The sequence below is a fragment of the Variovorax sp. 01N425 genome (assembly GCF_056399465.1).
This window is the reverse complement of record NZ_JBFTRJ010000003.1, coordinates 119,765-136,404: the sequence shown is the minus strand read 5'-3', so window position 1 is coordinate 136,404 and position 16,640 is coordinate 119,765. Positions and strand designations below refer to the sequence as shown.

The following is a 16,640-nucleotide window of genomic DNA, read 5'->3' as shown; positions in this document are numbered from 1 at the left end:
GGGCTTCTTCAGTGCCTGCCGCGCGCGTCCACCGGCCAGATGGCGACCAGCGTGTCGCCGTCGACCACGTGGTAGGCGTCGTGCAGGTTGACGGTCGGGTCGCAATGCGGCGTGATGAACTCCACCCGGTCGCCGAGCGCGGGCCGCTGCCCGGCGCAAAACAGCTTGCCGTGCTCGTCGCCGAAGAAGGCGTAGCGGCTCGCCGGATCGGCCCCGCGCGCCACCAGCGGCACGCCGCAGTCGGTCGCAAAGCACTTGGTGCCGCCGTCCACCGTGACCCATTCCGCCGCATTGGTGCTCACCACCGCCGTCTGCACGAACAGCGACACCTCGAAGGGTGAAGGCTGCCCGGGGCTGGCTTGCAGCACCTGCGCATATTCCGCATCCATGAACACATAGGAGCCGGCCTGCAGTTCGGTGAAGGCGTCGCGCTGTGCATCGAGGTCGTGCGTGCCGGTGCCCGCACCCGTGACGATCTCGAAGTGAATGCCGTTGCGCTCGGCCTCCGCGACGATGCGCGCGATGGTCTCGCGCAGGCTGGCCGCGGCGGCGCTGCGCTGCTCGCGGTCGACGATGTGCTGCAGGTTGCCGGCATAGGCCTGCAGCCCGCGCAGCTTCAGGCGCGGCTCGGCTGCGATGCGGCGTGCAAGCTCGAGCACCTGCGCTTCGCTGGCCGCGCCCGTGCGGTTGTAGCCGGCGCCGTAGTCGACCAGCACCTCGAGCGGATGCGGCAGGCCGAGCGTGGCGGCGGCCAGGTCCGCGGCATTGCGCGGGTCGTCCACCACCACCATCATTCCGCCGGGGCCGGCCAGCCTGGCAAGCTTGACCACGCGCGCGATCTTGCTCGGCGTGACGGCCGGGGAGGTGATCAGCACGTCCGGAATGCCGGCCTTGACCATGACCTCGGCCTCACCCAGCGTGACGCAGCTCACGCCGATGGCGCCCGCGGCCACCTGGCGGCGCGCGATCTCCACCGACTTGTGCGTCTTCACGTGCGGCCGCAGCCCGACGCCGCGCGCCTTGGCAAAGGCGGCCATGCGCTCGATGTTGCGCGTCAGCGCGCCAAGGTCGAGCAGCAGCGCCGGCGTGTCGAGCGACTGCCGGCCGCCGGCAATTCCGATCAGCGGTTGGTTGACTTGCGAATCAGGAAGCATGGAAAACCTTCGGAGTGCGGGGCGCGCATCGGCGCGATGAACGAATGGCGAAATGATCGCACCGAAAGGCTTGCGGCGATGCGTCGTCAGTCGTCCTGCGCCGGCAGCCGGTGCGCCGGGCGCCGCAGCGCCAGCCACCAGAAGAACCCCGCGTTGACGGCCCAGCCTCCGGCCAGCAGGAGCAGCGCGGTCTGCGCCACGCCCGGCGCAAGATAGAGCGTCAGCAGGGCGAGCGACCAGGGCAAGGCCCCCGCGATAGCCGCCAGCATGGCCGTCTCACTGTCCGGAAAGGCCGCGCTCGAAACAACGCACACCAAGCCCGCGGCCGTATAGGCGAGCGCGCCGGCGCGCCACCAGGAAGGAAAGATCGGTCGGGTGTCCATGGTGTGCATGGTGCAACGATTGCAGAGGGCCGTGGCATGCCGCGACAGCCGCTCGCGCGAAGCGATGTAAGCCTTCATGCGATGGCGGGCGAGCCGTCGGAGAGAGATCAACCGGCCGGGTTGTGCCGGCAGGGAAGCGCGAAGGCGACCGAAGGCAGGTCGGGACGCGGCCCCTCGCCCGATCCGAAGTAGCGCGCGGCAGCGCGTCCCAGGTTGGTGACCTCGTGCACCGTTGCAGAGGGCGGTGCCGCGCCTTGCGATGGCGCGAACGCCACCTTGATGTACCCGGCATCGCGCAGGTCCTTGAGCCGGTCTATTTCAGACGGACTGTGAAACCGCGCCGGCAGCTGCGTCATGAGGATCTGCTTGAAAAGCGTATGCGCCACGTTACGGCTCCCGACCTGAAGGTGATGGGGTAACAAGCGCGCGCATTGTTGCGCGCCGGTCCGGTGCGGAAGATACCCCGGCCGATGCAGCCTATCGATTCCACGTTCGGCATAGGCCTTGGCATACGGGTAGCGCAGAGCCGGCCCTCGAAAGCGGTTTTCTTCCTAGCGCGATCTGGCTGGACTGGTGCTCTCCTGGGCCGGTGCCGCGGCGCCGCTGGCAGGAACGTTGCCCGGTCCTTTCGATGGATCGGTGATGCCGTAGAAGAAAAGCACCGCCACCACGATGACCGCAATGACGGCCAGCAGGATCCACATCAGGCGGCGGCCGATGTCGCCTTGCTTGCGCTGCTCTTGTTGGGTTGCCATGAACCCAGCCTGAACCTGCAAGGCGCCGGTGCCATGTCGCTTTGGCGCCTCTTGCTGACGGTGGATTTCCTACGTTGGCCCGCCTCAGTTGCTGAGCCACAAAGCAAGCAGCGCGAGCAGGTACACGAGAACCAAGAAGCAATTTCCGGGCAGCTGGCTGCGTTCCATGTGCGTTCTCCAGTGAGGTGGACAACCGGCGCCGCTTGTTTGCCTGTCTTGGATCAAAGCATTTCGCCGTGAAGCCACTGTAGGAATTGCGCCGCACGCGTGCATGAGCGGTACGCACCTTTTTCGGGGAGACAAATGTCCTCGCTGCCGCTGCCCACGACGTGACAGGGCTCGGAGACGGCGAGGTGCTGCATTTCCGGGCGCCACGCCCCAACTCAGCCGTGGCAACGCTTTCCGGCCATGCGCGCGTGTTTGTGCACCGCCTTATCCACCGCAACGGTGGAGAACTCTCCCTCTGCCATGGGTGGATCAGAGGGCGTCAGCGAGAAAAGTTGTACACATTTGGTATTACATATGGGTAATAACTAACTCGCGACGCAAGCGGAGAGAACGATCAAGCTGCTTTCCGCCGCGCAGGACTCCGCTGCCTTCCTTTGCTGGGAGGAATCTCAGCGGTTTGTCGTGGTTGCTCGTGGAGCAGAGAAGTGGCCCGGAGGGGATCGAATATTTGGCTAGAAACCGCATGGGCGCTCGCTTCTGGCGGTTCTGGTGGCATCGGGTACCTACAAAAATACCGACAAAAACTGAGGCCTGTCGTCATGTCGCACGTTTGCCACGCGCAAGCGCCGGGTCAGGAATTGTGCGAGGGAACAGCGAGTCCTCGTTCCGATTATGTCTGGTTTCTCGGACGGCTCGGCATGGGCCGGGAACAGTCAATAGCGCCATGATAACGCCGATTTGCACGATAACAGTGCAGATGTTATAGTGCGGGACTATAGTTATTCAGGATGAGCCTTGCCAACCCTCGCGACCGCCGTTCTGCGCTACCTCCACGAGGTCCTGGGCATTGAAGCGCCAGCCGTGAAGCCGTGGGCACGTGCCAACGAACTGCCATACTTCCTTCGCGATGCCTTCCAGTTCGGCGAGCTCGAACTGTTGGGGCAGCCCCTTGTCCTGGCGATCGGGCGCGCGCAGGCCAAGCAGTCCCTCAGCGAAGTCCGGACCTGGCTGAACAAGGTCCAGGCCATGGCCGGTCAGCCGGCGGTCTACGTCACCGATGCACTGGCCTCCTACGACCGTCGACGCTTGATCGAGCAAAAAGTCCCGTTCATCGTGCCGGGCAACCAACTCTATCTGCCGGACCTGGGCCTGGACCTGCGCGAGTATTTTCGGCAGCGCGCGCCGGCCACGGAAGCGCTGAGCCCTTCCGCGCAAGCCATGCTGATCACTGCCTTGCTGCGCCAGCCGTGGCAATCCGATTGGCAGCCCTCCGAGATCGCAGTCGCCTTGGGCTACACGCCCATGACACAGTCACGCGCGGTCAAGGAACTGACTGCGGCCGGGCTGGCGACGGCATACACAATCGGCCGCTCGCGCTGGCTGCGAATGGAACTCCCGCCGGCGCAGGTCTGGGAGCGTGCGAAGCCCGCACTGCGGACGCCGGTCAGGCGTACGGTCTGGGTGGCCGCCCATGGCACCGTTGCACACCGGCCCGGCCGCCTCGCGGGTCTGAGCGCGCTCGCGCGCTATTCCATGCTGACCGAGCCGAAATGGCCGGTGTTTGCGTTGACCGCCGCCGACTGGAAGGCTGCGACGGATGCCGGCGTTCGCGAGTTGCCTGAGCCCGAAGCGGGCGCCCAGGAATGGCAGCTGTGGAGCTACAGCCCGGCATTGGTGCCAGACGCCCACACGGTGGACCCGCTCTCGCTGACGCTCAGCCTGCAGGAGAACGCCGACGACCGAATCCAGCTCGCACTGGATGAACTGAAAGGACAACTTCCATGGTGAGAGGCTTGGATATTTTCCGGAAGCGCTTTGCGGCATACGTCGACCAGTACGTCCTGATTGGCGGCACGGCCGCGACCTTGACGATGGAGGAGGCCGGGCTGGAATTCCGCGCCACCAAGGACCTGGACATCGTCCTGCATGTGGAGGCGCTGACCCCGGCATTTGGCGAGGCCTTCTGGACATTCGTCGAGGACGGTGGCTATGAAATCCGCCAGGCCAGCGACACCGGAAAACCAATCTTCTATCGGTTCCAGAAGCCCGCTGATGCCCGCTGCCCGGCGATGGTCGAGCTGTTCGCGAGAGCCCCCGACGGGCTGCAACCGGCTGAGGGCAGTCAGCTGACACCCATACCGCTCGACGACGCCGTCTCCAGCTTGTCTGCCATCTTGCTGGACGAGGTCTACTACGCATTCATCATGGCTGGGCGCCGCGAAGTCGATGGCCTGCCCTGGGTCGGCGAAGACCGCCTGATCCCGCTCAAGGCCGTCGCGTGGCTGGAACTCACGGCGCGAAAAGAGCAGGGCGCCAAGGTGGATACCAAGGACGTGCGCAAGCACCTCAACGATGTTCTGCGCCTTTCACAACTGCTCGCGCCCGCCACACGCATCGCGGTCGACGAAAAGATCAGCGCCGACATGACGCGGTTCCTTGTTGCCGTTGCTGCCGACACGTCCATCGACCCGAAAACGCTGCAGCTCGGCAACGTCGCCGTCGCCGAACTGGTCGCCCGTATCGCCCAAGCATACGAAATTGAACTGCCTGCGCAGGCGGCGGGATGACGGGCGAGAAGTCAAGCGGAGCGGATCGATGAGCAGCCAGTCTGACCGGAACTCACAAAGAACGGAGGAGGAGACATGGCATTGTTCAAGGCTTGGTGCGCTGGCACCGAGGACAAAAGCAAGAGGAAGACATTCCGAACGTGCTTGGAAAAAGATAGCGGCCGTGCAGCCGTTCTTACGCAGCTGGGCGAAACCGTCAGGACGCACGACGACCAGGCTGACGATGTTGCCCGCCTCGGATACGACGGCGCCTCCGAAATTCTGAGGGCACTGCTGCCTCAGTCGAAGCGCGCGCGCTCCGGTGATCTCGGCGAAATCCTGGCCTCTGAACTGGTCGAGGAGGACATGGGCTTTCGTGTTCCCGTTTGGCGGATGCGATTCAAAGATGACGGCGAGACCGCCCATCGCGTTGCGGCTTGAGGCTATGCCAACGCACATGCAGCGCAGGGGCGGGCCCGGTTTGACGGCAACCCGGCGTTGCTGGCTTGACGCCGATTTTTTGCTGCCATTTGCTTGTGCAGAACGAGGCCGCGTGCTGGCGCTGGAAGATGCCGCCACGAAGCTGCTGAAGCCGGAGAATGCGTGAGCATGGGTACGAGGAAAGCGCTGAGTTGGAGCGACGTCAAGGACAAGCTTGCCGACTTTGACCGCCCGGGCTTGATCGGCCTGGTGCAGGACCTCTACGCCGCCAGCAAGGATAACCAAGCCTTCCTGCACGCGCGCTTGGGGCTCGGCGACGATGTGTTGAAACCGTACAAGGCAACCATCGACCGCTGGTTGTGGCCCGACGTGTTTAAGAACCAGGACACCTCGGTCACGAAGGCCAAGAAGGCCATCGCGGATTACAAGAAGGCCGTCGGCCAGCCGGAGAGCCTGGCCGAGCTGATGGTGTTCTTCTGCGAGCGGGCGGTGGGCTTCAGCAACGATCTCGGCGTGCAGGACGAAGGCTACTTCAATGCCGTGGTGCGGATGTTCGGGCAGGCGTTGAAAGTCATGGACGCTCTGCCCGAAGGACGCAGGTCCGCCTTATTGGGTCGTCTGGATGCTGTCCGACGCCTCGGCCACAACCTGGGATATGGCGTTGGCGATAACATGGACGACCTGTTGGCCGAGCGTGGATTCGATGGCGGACCCCGATGAACTCACCAAGCTGCGCGCGGAGAACAGCCGGCTGATCGCGCTGCTCGAATCGCACGGCATCGAATGGCGGTCGCGGCAGCAGCCGTCCCCATCGCCCGTCGAGTCCTCGAGATTGTCCACTGACGCGAAAGTCGCTATCTTCCGCCGGCTCTTCCGCGGTCGTACCGATGTGTTTCCCGTCCGATGGGAGAGCAAGACCACCGGCAAGTCGGGCTACGCGCCGGCTTGCGCGAATGAGTGGCGCACCGGGGTGTGCGAGAAGCCCCGCATCAAGTGCGGAGACTGCGGCAATCGTCTGCTCGTCCCGCTGTCGGACGCGGTGATCTACAAGCACCTGGCTGGCGAGCATACGGTCGGGGTGTATCCGCTGTTGGAGGACGACAGCTGTCATTTCCTGGCCGTCGACTTCGACGAGGCCGAATGGCGGGACGATGCGCAGGCGTTCATGCAGTCTTGCGCGGAACTGGGCGTGCCAGCAGCGCTGGAGGTCTCGCGCTCCGGCCAAGGGGCCCACGCCTGGGTGTTCTTTGCCGCTCGCGTGCCGGCGCGCGATGCCCGTCGCCTCGGCACAGCCATCATCAGCCACACCTGCGCGCGCACGCGGCAGCTCCGGCTCACGTCCTACGACCGACTGTTTCCGAATCAGGACACGATGCCCAGAGGCGGCCTTGGTAACCTGATCGCCTTGCCCCTGCAGAAGGGGCCGCGCGAAAGGGGCTACAGCGTCTTCGTCGACGCTGAGCAGCGTCCCTACCCGGACCAGTGGGCGTTCCTGGCTTCCCTCCGGCCGATGGCCGCACACGACATCGAGCCGACCATCCTGCGGGCCACAAGTGGCATCCATCCGTTGGATATCACCTTCATTGACGACGAGGATCTGGCCACGCCCTGGAAGCGCAAAGGCACCGCGTCGAAGAAGCTGCCCGGAACCATGCCCCGCTCGCTGACGATGACCGTGGCCAACCTGATCTACTTCGAGAAGGCGCAACTGCCTCAGCCCCTCGCCAATCGACTGATCCGTCTGGCGGCGTTCCAGAACCCCGAGTTTTACAAGGCGCAGGCGATGCGGGTGTCGGTGTGGGACAAGCCACGGGTCATCGGCTGTGCCGAGAATTATCCGCAACACATCGCCTTGCCCCGCGGGTGTCTGGATGCCTCCCTGTCGCTGTTGCGCGAGAACGGCATCACGTGTGAGCTGCGAGACGAGCGCTTCAAGGGCCAGCCGCTGGACGTGTCGTTCGTCGGCAATCTGCGTCAAGACCAGCAGACCGCCGTCGCTGCGATGCTGCCGTTCGATGCCGGGGTGCTGTGCGCACCGACCGCCTTTGGCAAGACAGTCACCGCCGCGGCGATGATCGCCGAGAAAGGCGTCAACACGCTGATACTGGTGCATCGCACGGAACTGTTGAAGCAATGGCAGGAGCGGCTGCAGACCTTTCTGGGCGTCGGTACGGGCGTGGTCGGCACCATTGGCGGCGGCAAGGCCAAACCGACCGGCAGGATCGACATTGCCGTGATGCAGTCTTTGTCCCGCCGGGGTGAGGTGAACCCGCTGGTCGAGGACTACGGCCACGTGATCGTCGACGAGTGCCACCACGTCGGCGCGGTTTCGTTCGACGCCATCCTGAAGCGGACCAAGGCGAAATACGTGCTCGGCCTGACCGCCACGCCGTTCCGACGCGACGGGCAGCAGCCGATCATCTTCATGCAGTGCGGGCCGATCCGTCACACGGCGGCCACGCCGGCCGGGGCGCCGCACGATCTGGAGGTGGTGCCGCGGTCCCGCCATGCCCGGATCGATTTGCCGCAAGATGCCGGCATCCAGAATGTATTCCGGCATCTGGCTAACGATCAGGCGAGGACTGAAGCCATCGCAGCCGAGGTGCGCGATGCCTTCGCGCAGGGGCGCAAGATACTGGTGCTGACGGAGCGCACGGAACATCTCAACGCGATTGAAGCAGCCCTCGGCGGCCTGGGGCCGGACTTCTTCGTACTGCATGGCCGGATGTCCAGAAAGCAGCGTGCGGCGCTGGTGGCAGGCCTTGATGCGTTGGCGCCCGACGCACCGCGGGTCCTCCTGGCGACCGGCAAGTTAGTTGGCGAGGGCTTCGACCACCCGCCGTTGGACACGCTGGTGCTCGCCATGCCGGTGTCCTGGAAAGGGACGCTGCAGCAGTACGCCGGCCGCCTGCACCGGGAGCACGTCAGCAAGGCCGACGTGCGGATCATCGACTTCGTGGACACCGGCCATCCAGCGTTGCTGCGTATGTGGGATAAGCGTCAGCGCGGATACCGAGCGATGGGATATCGGACCGACGCCGATACCGTGCCGAATGAAGGCCTGTTTTGATGCGCAGATGCAGATGCAGATGCAAGTGTTTCAACTACGCTTGAATTGGAGCGGGCGCCAGTCACAATCGTCGGCGGCCGTGTGGCAGAGAGTATGACGTTGTAGATACTTCGTTGGCATCAATGTTTCTGGGTAGTAGCCCGCTCAGGGCCGTCGTTGACGATCGACGGGTTTAAGGTGCGACGTCGACGATGTGCTGGAGCAGAGCGAAGGCGACTCGCCACGAGCGTCCGTCAGTGAACCGTGGCCGTGCGCTGGTTGATCCGAACGATTTCTCCGACATGCCGCTTCAGGCCTTGGTCGGTGAAGCTCACACGCTGGCCGACGCGGAAGTCCTGCTTGTGGTGGATCTCCGGCGGCGGCCTCAGCGGCGCGGCATGCGCCGGTGAGGATGACGTGCCTGCCTGCTGATCATCGACAGGCACGACGGCCGCGTACAGCACGCTGAAGCGCTGTTTGCTTTGTTCGTCGAGCAGCGTGACCTGCCGGTCTTTCATCGCCGCGATGCGAGCCTCACGCAGCTTGCCGGTGCCCCAGTCCCAGTACTTCACCAGTTGGCCCATGTGCAACTGCGAGCGCGCCTGCACGATGCGCCTCGGGTCGGCCATGAGTTGCTCGATGACCCAGCTGAGTTGGTACAGCTCAGCGCTGGTGGCCATGGGAAGATCTTCGATCTGCTTGACACGCATGCCCAAACTTCCTATTTGGTGCGGCGAGTCTTGCCTCTGGGTAACGAGTTCGGAGAGAACGCCGACAACCCGAGGCTCGCGATTTCTCCTGCCACCAGTTCCTGGAGTTTGCCGATTTCTTCGGACGACGGCGAACTTGCGTAGGCGAGCGTGAGCACAGTCAACGGGTGCAGGCCCAGAACCCGAACCAGAGCATCGATCTTCGTGAGCGTGGGAACATTCACGCCTCTCTCAAGAATGCTGACGTAAGTCCGAGATGAGACGGTGTCGAAGGCCTCCTGCGGAATGCCTACCGCGACCCGCGCAGTCCGAAAGGCGCGCGGAAAGTTGGGTGGCGGAACAGGAGGAACGCGGCGGCTTGGCACCGCCCGATTGCCACATATAGAATGGCATAGAGCTACAAAGTATATGACGAGTTATTGCGTGTCGCACTCGTCCCCGAATGCTTTGCACAAGGTGCTCACTGACCATTCTCATGTGCGAGATTCAAGATGGCCCATAGAGAGCTTGCTTCGCCTCTGCCAACGGTTCGGCCGTTGCGCCTGCCAGCGTCGGTGACGCGTGTCCGGCCGCGGCAGCCGGCGCCGGTCGTGCGCAGCCTGTCCGCGGTACGCATTGGGACGCAGGTGAGGGCACTGCGCATGGCGGCCGAGGTGTCTGGCGGCGAACTGGCCAAGACCTCGGGGATTTCTGCCTCGATGCTCTCGCGCATCGAGCGCGGTCTGGTCTCGCCTTCGGTGGAGACCCTGGAGCGTCTCGCGAATGGTCTCGGGGTGCCGGCGTCGCGGTTCTTCGGGGACCAGGCGCGGCGCACGGACTTCTGCCATGTGCGCGCAGGACATGGTGTCCTGGTCGATCGCATCGGCGCGGTGGCGGACTACCGCTACGAGCTGCTGGGCCACCTGCTGTCGGGCAACCTGTTCGTCGAGCCCTACCTGGTCACGCTGCTGCCCGGCGCCGATCCCTATGTGACCTTCCAGCATCCAGGCCTCAAGTTCCTGTACTTCTTGTCCGGGGAGGTCCGCTACCGCTATGGCGGCAGGACTGCGGAGGTGAGGGCAGGGGATTCGCTGCTGTTCGATGCAACCGCACTGCATGGGATCGAGGCCATTCAGACCCAGCCGGTCTCTTACCTGTCAGTGGTGTTCACGCTGCGAGAGTAGACTGCTCTTGGCGACGCTGCCGCGCAGCGGGGCGACGCGGATGCCCATTCGATGCTTCCCCCGCGAATTCGCTGCGTGCCGAATTCACCTCTGTGTTCGGCTCTATTTCTGGATGTTCGGCATGCCGAACACCCAGAAAGTCTCAAACGGTCGCAACAGCGGAGGTCTTCTGCTTGATGGCGCCGTGAGGAAATTCATGCAGCGGTCGTGGGCTCGCTGTGCGAATGGGGCGGATGTCGGTTTCGGTAGTCTGGACGCGGCAGTCGCAGGACGACGTCGAAACTTCGAGGGCAAAGTCCTCGTGCGGCTATGAGGGCGGGATCGTTCCGTCTACCTCCGTAATGTTCGGCATGCCGAACATTGATGGAGGGCTCCGAACTGCGATTGACCGCAACGCTCCGGAAGCGGCGAAATGGCGAGGTGAGCTCGACGCTGGAATGGCGAGGGCAACGTCCTTGTGCGGCAATGAGGGCGGGATCGTTCCGTCTACCTCCGTCATGTTCGGCATGCCGAACATTGATGGTGGTCTTCGAGCTGTTGATCGACGGCAACGCTCCGGAGCCGCGAAACGGCGAGGTGAGCTCGACGCTGGAATCCGAGGGCAACCTCCTTGTGCGGCTATGAGGGCGGGATCGTTCCGTCTACTTCCGTAATGTTCGGCATGCCGAACATCGATGGGGAGCTCCGAACTGCCGATCGACCGCAACGCTCCGGAATCGGCGAAACGGCGAGGGGAGCTCGACGCTGGAATTCCGAGGGCAACGTCTCGGTGCGGCCATGAGGGCGGATCGTTCCGTCTACCTCCGTGATGTTCGGCATGCCGAACATTGATGGTGGTCTTCGCGCTGTCGATCGACGGCAACGCTCCGGAATCGGCGAAACGGCGAGGTGAGCTCGACGCTGGAATTCCGAGGGCAAAGTCCTTGTGCGGCTATGAGGGCAGGATAGACTGCCGTCAGACATTGTTAACAGCGACGGCGTTGCAATGACCAAGACCTCTCGATCGAGCCGCGTGATCGCCACCCGGGTGCCGCCCGAGACGAGGGTGCGCTTCGCCGCGCTGGCCGCCCGTCATCATCTCAGTGCGTCGAGCCTGCTCGCGAAGATGGTCGACGAGGTCCTCAAGACTCACGGCGACATCTCGCCGGGCTCGGGTGCACAGCGATTTCCAGACGAATCGGAAAACCGCCCCGGCGCGGCGGACCGCATCACGCTGCGACTTCGCCAAGGCGATCGCGCGCTGGCGGCGCGTCGCGCCCATGCCCGTGGAATGAAGACCGCCAGCTACCTCGCCCTGCTGATCCACAACCATGTGCGTATCGCGGCCGTGCTGCCGCCGAACGAACTGGACCAGATCAAGGTGACCGCCGCCCGGCTCGCCGCGTTGGGGCGGCAGCTTCGAATGTTCGGCATGCCGAACACGCTGCCCGGGCCGGTGGCGTCGGACCTCGGCGAAACGATCGCGTCGGTCCGTCAGGAAGTCGAGGTGGCACGCGAAGCCACGGCCGCCATCGTGCGCCGCAACCTCATCAGCTGGGAGACCGGCGGCGGGAGGGCCCATGCCTGAACAGAGGATGCGCGCAAGCCGAAGCAGCCCCGGCGCGGCCGATGCGCCGCGCGACATGACCCTGGACATCGTGAGCTACGGTCGGCGTGGACCGGGCGGCACGCTGCGCCTCGGCGCCGACCAGATCGCGCAGATCCAGCGCACCGTGGGGCGCACGCCCGAGGTGATGGTGAAGGTCTCCGGCGGCGGCCGGGATGTCGGCGGCGTCGAGGCCCATCTGCGCTACATCGGCCGGCATGGCAAGCTGCCGATCGAAACCGACGAGGGGCTGATGCCGCAGGGCCGGGGTGCTCCCAAGGAGATCACGGCCGACTGGCAGCTGGAGCTCTGCCGAAGCCAGCACAAGCCGAAACCCGCTCCGGGGCAGAAAGACACGCGTGCGAAGTTGGTCCACAACATCGTTCTGTCCATGCCCGCCGGCACGTCGCCGGACAAGGTACGGGCTGCCGCCCGCGTCTTTGCGCGCGAGAACTTCGCGCTCCAATATCGCTACGCCATGGTGCTGCACACCGATCAGCCGCACCCGCATGTGCACCTAGTGGTCAAGTGCGAGCACGAGTTCGAGCCTGGCCAGCGCCTCTACACCCGCAAGGAGACATTGCGGCAATGGCGCGAGCAGTTCGCCGCACTGATGCGCGAGCAGGGTGTGGCGGCCAATGCCACACCGCGACAGGTGCGAGGGCAGACCCGCAAGCCCTACAGGGATGCGATCCATCATCGGCTGCGCGCGCTTCGGGCATTCGGCCAACTGTCGCCCAGCGACCGGACCGGGCATCGACAGCCGAAGACCTCGACCTTCATGCGCGCGAAGCTGGAGAACCTGCTCCAGGCTCTGAGGTCGGGGCGGGGCGCCGCGGCTGACGGACAAGAGCAGATGCGAAATACCCGGCGGGCGGTGGTCGCAGATTGGCGCACCACAGCGGATGCGCTTCGAAGACACGGCGAGGCCAATCTGGCAGCCGAGGTGGATCGCTTCACTGCGCGCATGCCCGCGGTGCAGACCGATGCGCAGTGGATCGCCGACCGCTGGAGAGAGGCCGAGAAGAGCCATGCGCCCGAGCACGCGCCCGCCAGTCCGCCCCAGCCGCATGTCCGGTGAGTGGCCGTGCGGCATCTCTCGCCAGAGCGCGGAGAAGAGGCGCGCGTGCGGCGTCGACCTTGGCCGGATGACGCGGAGCACCCAAGGCGCAGATCATCATGTGGGGCCACCTGGCCTTCGTCGAGCGTGTCGAGAGCGTAGCGTGGTGATGCTCGGGCCCGGCGGCGTGGGCAAGACGTACATCGCGCTGGCGCTGTGCCAGTGCCCCGTCATGGCGTGGCCCAAGGCACGCTTCAATACGGCGGCCGATCTGATGATGCAGCTGACGGCGGCCGAGGCACAGAACCGACTGAGGGAATACTTCAACCGGGCGGTTCTTGACCCGAAGCTGCTCGTGGTCGACGAGATCGATTACTTGCCCTTCGGTCGGGACGAAGAACAGGACATGCCGATGGCGCCGCGCCAGCTTGGCTCGCCTGGAGCAGGGCATAGCAATTGAGACACCAAGCCATTGCCATCGGCTTTGGGCGCAGCCCATCGGACGTTCCCACAGACCTGTCAGAACTGTCAGTTGACCGCCTGCTGGCTTGATTGCACGCTCGCCGAAATCCTGCGGAGGACACCGTCCCGGGATGGGGAGGGTAGGCGCTTGCTGGTGTCGTGTGATGGGCCGGCGCTGCTGCGTTGCCCTGTGCACGGCGTTTGGTTCTGTCCGGGCTCTCCAAGGAAAGGCACATATCTCCAAACGAAGCCGCCTTGAAGGTCGGGCTCCATTTCGAGGATTTGTCATGCATATCGAACCCGATGCCAACCGCGGCGATGTTGATTTTCAGCCCGCGGCCGGTCCTGCATTCTTTCGCATGCCCGATGTGATCCGGATCACCGCCCTGAGCCGCACGACCGTGTACCGAAGGATCGCCGACGGCAAGTTCCCGCCTCCCGTGCACCTGGGAGGGCGCGCCTGCGGATGGCCGCGTGCAGCGATTCAGCGGTGGATCGATGATCCGGACGGTTATTCGAATTTGCCCGTCACGCACACGCGCCGAATGAACTGAGCAGAGCGAGGCGCTCTTGTGGCTTCGCGGGCCCGGATGTACTCCGCGCAGCCCCGCATCGAAGCATCTTGGATTACCGATCTCCGACCCTTGGAGTCATGGAGGAGATCGGACAAGCCTTGAAACGCCTCGGTCTTGATGACCAGACCCGCCGAAACGATCTCAATGGCGCCTATGTGGTGGAAGAACTGGCCGCAACGCCGGGGTTTCGGGCCATCCGACTGAACCGGCGGCATCGCAATATCCGCAAACCTCGAACCCTTGGGCCCGAGAGCCTGGAGCGCAGAAAAATATGGCCTTCGACGATGCGACTGTGCGCGAGAAGCACGCGGGCAGCAGAGTGCCGGACTTCTTCTGCTCGGAACATGGCGATCACGAAGCCAAGGTCCTCCGCACGATCACCGTCAGTGATTTCGACAGCGCCGCTTTTGCGGCCACGATTTTGCGGCGGCACCCAGAGGTTGTTGCTTTCGAAGATAAAACCGCCCCTATGCGCCTGCCGGCATGGCCCGTCGTTGCCGGAATCGCGGACACGAAGTTCTCCGCGCGCCTGGCTGCGTTGCGAACTCGCGGAGCCGTTCGACGGCCCACGGTGGTGATGCCCCACCACGCGCCGCATCGCCATTCACTGCTGCGGTTCGCCGAGGACTGGTCGTCCGGCGGCTTCATTCGCGAGATGCCGGCCGAACTCTCTTCCAGTTGCCGGTGCCGCGGGTATATGGGCATGCGCACGACAGCTTCGACGGCGAGGTGGGCGAGTGTCGGTGGTGCGCAACGCGCGGTGGTACATGGACAACTGGCATGGGAAGCTCGAGAGCAAGAATCTCGATCCCGGCTTCGCCTTCAAGATGACTCCCGGCAAAAGTGAAATCCGATCCCGCTCGCGCGCCCGTCACCGGAGCAGCAACGCATGCAGCTTCCATCCCATAGCGACAGCGGAGACCAGTGCGGCTGTTGTTGCCCAATATTGCCACTTCGGCAACTGCGGTGCCTCCTTGTATTCCAAGGTGACGAGCGGCCCGGGCACGAGGCCCGCGTACTGCGTTCTCAGCGCTTCGGCACCCGCTCCGGCGTTCATGGATTCGAAGACGCGCTTGAACAAGCGCTGAGCTTCCAGGCTCAGCTTGGTAAGTTGAACCTGGCTGCCGTCATACAAACGGACATGAAGCGCTGCGTCCACTTCGTCGATCGACCGGATCGGCGCGCCGAGTGTTCGCAGCCGACGCCGACCAGGCGCATAGCCGCAGAACCGCACCAGGCCCTCCTGCCGCAGCAGCGTGTAGCCGACCAGGCGCTCAACTTCGTCGCGGCTGTTCAGAATTTCTGTCGTCATATAGAAATGCAGCACCAGCTGTCCCAATACAGCGGCGAAGAACCACGCCCCGTGCGCCTTGGAAAGGACATACAGAAAAAGAATGGTCGATGCCATCGCATAGGCTGCGAGGAGCAAGAGGCTGCCCACAAAGGCTCTACGCGAGGTGTCCCGAGAGGGCTGAAAGCACACACGCATCGATCGAGCGGGACTTGTCGGAATGGGTGCGGGCCCCTCGGGCTCATCATTCTGTTCTGTCATTGTGGATTCAACCTATACGTTCAGCGGGCGCGGCGGTAAGCACTTTCTTCGGTTCGTGCGATAGTTTGCCAGTACATCGCTTGCTCTTCGAAGAGGATTGATCCCTCGGGCCGATTGACCCGTCGCTTCCTTTGGCCATGGCAGCCGGTCCCACTTGGGGGCGGACCTCGCCGGTTTGAACTTTGGCGAGCCGGTCTATTCCTTGAGGTTCTGGGCTGCGGCAGCCATCAAGAACTCGTCCTGCGCACCACTGAGCCCGTGAAGCCGGAGCGACCCTGCTTCATGATGCGGTCGAGGTGCGCGAACGGCATCTCCACCTTCTGGCGCTCCCTGCGCGACCGTCTGTACTGCGGTGTCTGCGCGATGGACCGTGCCACCTCGCGGGCGCTCTCATGGATGCTGCGGGCGATCTTTCGGAACGGTGTCCTCGGGCAGCAGCGATCCTTTATTCCACAGGCGACGCAGTCTGCCTGGCTCGCGCGATAGATAACGGCGTCGGCCTTGGTTGCGAGTGCGCGGCGTCGTGAACTGCCGCCGGTCGTCCGCGCGGCCTTCAGGGCAAACATATTCATTGCGCTCGGCTGCCACTGGAACTTGCCGATCGACAGACTTCCGTCCTTGCGGACTGTCTTGTCCCACACAGGGACATGAGGTTCGATCTGCTTGTCTTCGACCGTCCAGGCCAGCAGCGGGGCGGCGCCGTACGCGGTGTCGCCGACGAGTCGCCGCGGCCTGATGTCGAAGCGCTTCTCGACGCGATCAATCATCGCCCGGGTGGAGTCGACCTCAGGCGTGCGGTGCCGGCGTTGCTTCGAGGTCCAAGATGATTCCCGCCGACAGATCGATCAGGTAGTTGCTTGAGCAAGTGTAGAACGCCGGACCACCTGGTGCTGCGGTCCACTGCGCAGCCGGGTCGGTCGGAGAGATGTTCCGCGATGCAGCCGCTGTGTCGTGCACCTCTTCACCTGCATCCTCGGTCACCGGATTGTTGGCATCGAGTGCGTCCAGGTACTCGCGCAATGGGGACCCTCGAGCAC

The 16,640-nt window shown here is 64.2% G+C and carries 17 protein-coding genes and 2 pseudogenes; 11 read left to right on the top strand and 8 right to left on the bottom strand.

The window, feature by feature from the left end:
- Positions 1-8: 8 nt before the first annotated feature.
- The 4 genes from AC1DSC_RS06235 to AC1DSC_RS06220 form a co-directional block, all read right to left on the bottom strand.
- Entirely contained in the window at positions 9-1,154 is a 1,146-nt protein-coding gene (locus tag AC1DSC_RS06235; protein WP_012747355.1) for a DSD1 family PLP-dependent enzyme, read from the bottom strand.
- A gap of 86 nt (positions 1,155-1,240) precedes the next feature.
- Entirely contained in the window at positions 1,241-1,615 is a 375-nt protein-coding gene (locus tag AC1DSC_RS06230; RefSeq protein WP_012747356.1) for a hypothetical protein, read from the bottom strand.
- A 29-nt stretch (positions 1,616-1,644) separates the two neighbouring features.
- On the bottom strand, positions 1,645-1,923 hold the full coding sequence (locus AC1DSC_RS06225) for a hypothetical protein (RefSeq protein ID WP_012747357.1): 279 nt from the start codon (positions 1,921-1,923) through the stop codon (positions 1,645-1,647).
- A 165-nt stretch (positions 1,924-2,088) separates the two neighbouring features.
- Positions 2,089-2,292 carry a hypothetical protein gene (locus AC1DSC_RS06220; protein ID WP_018902753.1) on the bottom strand — a complete coding sequence of 68 codons (204 nt, stop codon included), beginning with the start codon at positions 2,290-2,292 and terminating at the stop codon, positions 2,089-2,091.
- Positions 2,293-3,255: 963 nt separating this feature from the next.
- Here AC1DSC_RS06220 and AC1DSC_RS06215 point away from each other — a divergent pair.
- The 5 genes from AC1DSC_RS06215 (at position 3,256) to AC1DSC_RS06195 (ending at position 8,517) form a co-directional block, all read left to right on the top strand.
- Positions 3,256-4,248, top strand: coding sequence for a hypothetical protein (locus tag AC1DSC_RS06215; protein ID WP_478131784.1), 993 nt, complete (start codon positions 3,256-3,258; stop codon positions 4,246-4,248).
- Complete coding sequence (locus tag AC1DSC_RS06210) at positions 4,242-5,027, top strand: hypothetical protein (protein WP_478131783.1); 786 nt, start codon at positions 4,242-4,244, stop codon at positions 5,025-5,027. Before AC1DSC_RS06215 ends, AC1DSC_RS06210 begins: the two co-directional genes overlap by 7 nt.
- 75 nt (positions 5,028-5,102) lie before the next feature.
- The gene (locus AC1DSC_RS06205) at positions 5,103-5,447 is read left to right on the top strand and encodes a Hachiman antiphage defense system protein HamA (protein ID WP_319432140.1); all 345 of its coding nucleotides are present in this window, start codon (positions 5,103-5,105) and stop codon (positions 5,445-5,447) included.
- 168 nt (positions 5,448-5,615) lie between these two features.
- Positions 5,616-6,167, top strand: a complete 552-nt coding sequence (locus tag AC1DSC_RS06200) for a hypothetical protein (protein WP_278879710.1) — start codon at positions 5,616-5,618, stop codon at positions 6,165-6,167.
- The gene (locus AC1DSC_RS06195; RefSeq protein WP_478131782.1) at positions 6,151-8,517 is read left to right on the top strand and encodes a TOTE conflict system archaeo-eukaryotic primase domain-containing protein; all 2,367 of its coding nucleotides are present in this window, start codon (positions 6,151-6,153) and stop codon (positions 8,515-8,517) included. The genes AC1DSC_RS06200 and AC1DSC_RS06195 overlap by 17 nt, the downstream gene beginning before the upstream one ends.
- A 233-nt stretch (positions 8,518-8,750) precedes the next feature.
- Here the strand turns inward: AC1DSC_RS06195 and AC1DSC_RS06190 are convergent, their stop codons facing one another.
- Complete coding sequence (locus AC1DSC_RS06190) at positions 8,751-9,206, bottom strand: hypothetical protein (RefSeq protein WP_319432144.1); 456 nt, start codon at positions 9,204-9,206, stop codon at positions 8,751-8,753.
- 11 nt (positions 9,207-9,217) lie between these two features.
- The gene (locus tag AC1DSC_RS06185) at positions 9,218-9,430 is read right to left on the bottom strand and encodes a hypothetical protein (protein WP_412510893.1); all 213 of its coding nucleotides are present in this window, start codon (positions 9,428-9,430) and stop codon (positions 9,218-9,220) included.
- 366 nt (positions 9,431-9,796) lie between these two features.
- On the opposite strand from AC1DSC_RS06185, the gene AC1DSC_RS06180 reads away from it, so the two are divergent.
- The 6 genes and pseudogenes from AC1DSC_RS06180 to AC1DSC_RS06155 all read left to right on the top strand — a co-directional run bounded on the left by AC1DSC_RS06180 (position 9,797) and on the right by AC1DSC_RS06155 (position 14,898).
- Positions 9,797-10,369: a helix-turn-helix domain-containing protein gene (locus tag AC1DSC_RS06180; RefSeq protein WP_436287692.1), complete on the top strand. Its 573-nt coding sequence runs from the start codon at positions 9,797-9,799 to the stop codon at positions 10,367-10,369.
- Positions 10,370-11,354: 985 nt separating this feature from the next.
- Positions 11,355-11,936 (top strand): hypothetical protein, encoded by a 582-nt coding sequence (locus AC1DSC_RS06175; protein WP_412510895.1) that lies wholly within the window; start codon positions 11,355-11,357, stop codon positions 11,934-11,936.
- Between the two features lie 7 nt (positions 11,937-11,943).
- Positions 11,944-13,035 carry a relaxase/mobilization nuclease domain-containing protein gene (locus AC1DSC_RS06170; protein ID WP_412512139.1) on the top strand — a complete coding sequence of 364 codons (1,092 nt, stop codon included), beginning with the start codon at positions 11,944-11,946 and terminating at the stop codon, positions 13,033-13,035.
- 74 nt (positions 13,036-13,109) lie between these two features.
- Positions 13,110-13,411, top strand: a pseudogene (locus tag AC1DSC_RS06165) (ATP-binding protein); the annotation flags it as partial.
- A 352-nt stretch (positions 13,412-13,763) separates the two neighbouring features.
- Complete coding sequence (locus tag AC1DSC_RS06160; RefSeq protein ID WP_412510896.1) at positions 13,764-14,030, top strand: helix-turn-helix transcriptional regulator; 267 nt, start codon at positions 13,764-13,766, stop codon at positions 14,028-14,030.
- A gap of 292 nt (positions 14,031-14,322) precedes the next feature.
- A complete protein-coding gene (locus tag AC1DSC_RS06155; protein ID WP_478131781.1) occupies positions 14,323-14,898 on the top strand; it encodes a hypothetical protein in 576 nt (191 codons plus the stop codon).
- Positions 14,899-14,922: 24 nt separating this feature from the next.
- Here AC1DSC_RS06155 and AC1DSC_RS06150 read toward each other — a convergent pair whose 3' ends face one another.
- Together AC1DSC_RS06150 and AC1DSC_RS06145 are read right to left on the bottom strand one after the other, a co-directional pair.
- The gene (locus AC1DSC_RS06150; protein ID WP_412510898.1) at positions 14,923-15,459 is read right to left on the bottom strand and encodes a hypothetical protein; all 537 of its coding nucleotides are present in this window, start codon (positions 15,457-15,459) and stop codon (positions 14,923-14,925) included.
- A gap of 339 nt (positions 15,460-15,798) precedes the next feature.
- Positions 15,799-16,623: pseudogene (locus tag AC1DSC_RS06145) on the bottom strand (transposase); the annotation flags it as partial.
- Between the last annotated feature and the right edge of the window lie 17 nt (positions 16,624-16,640).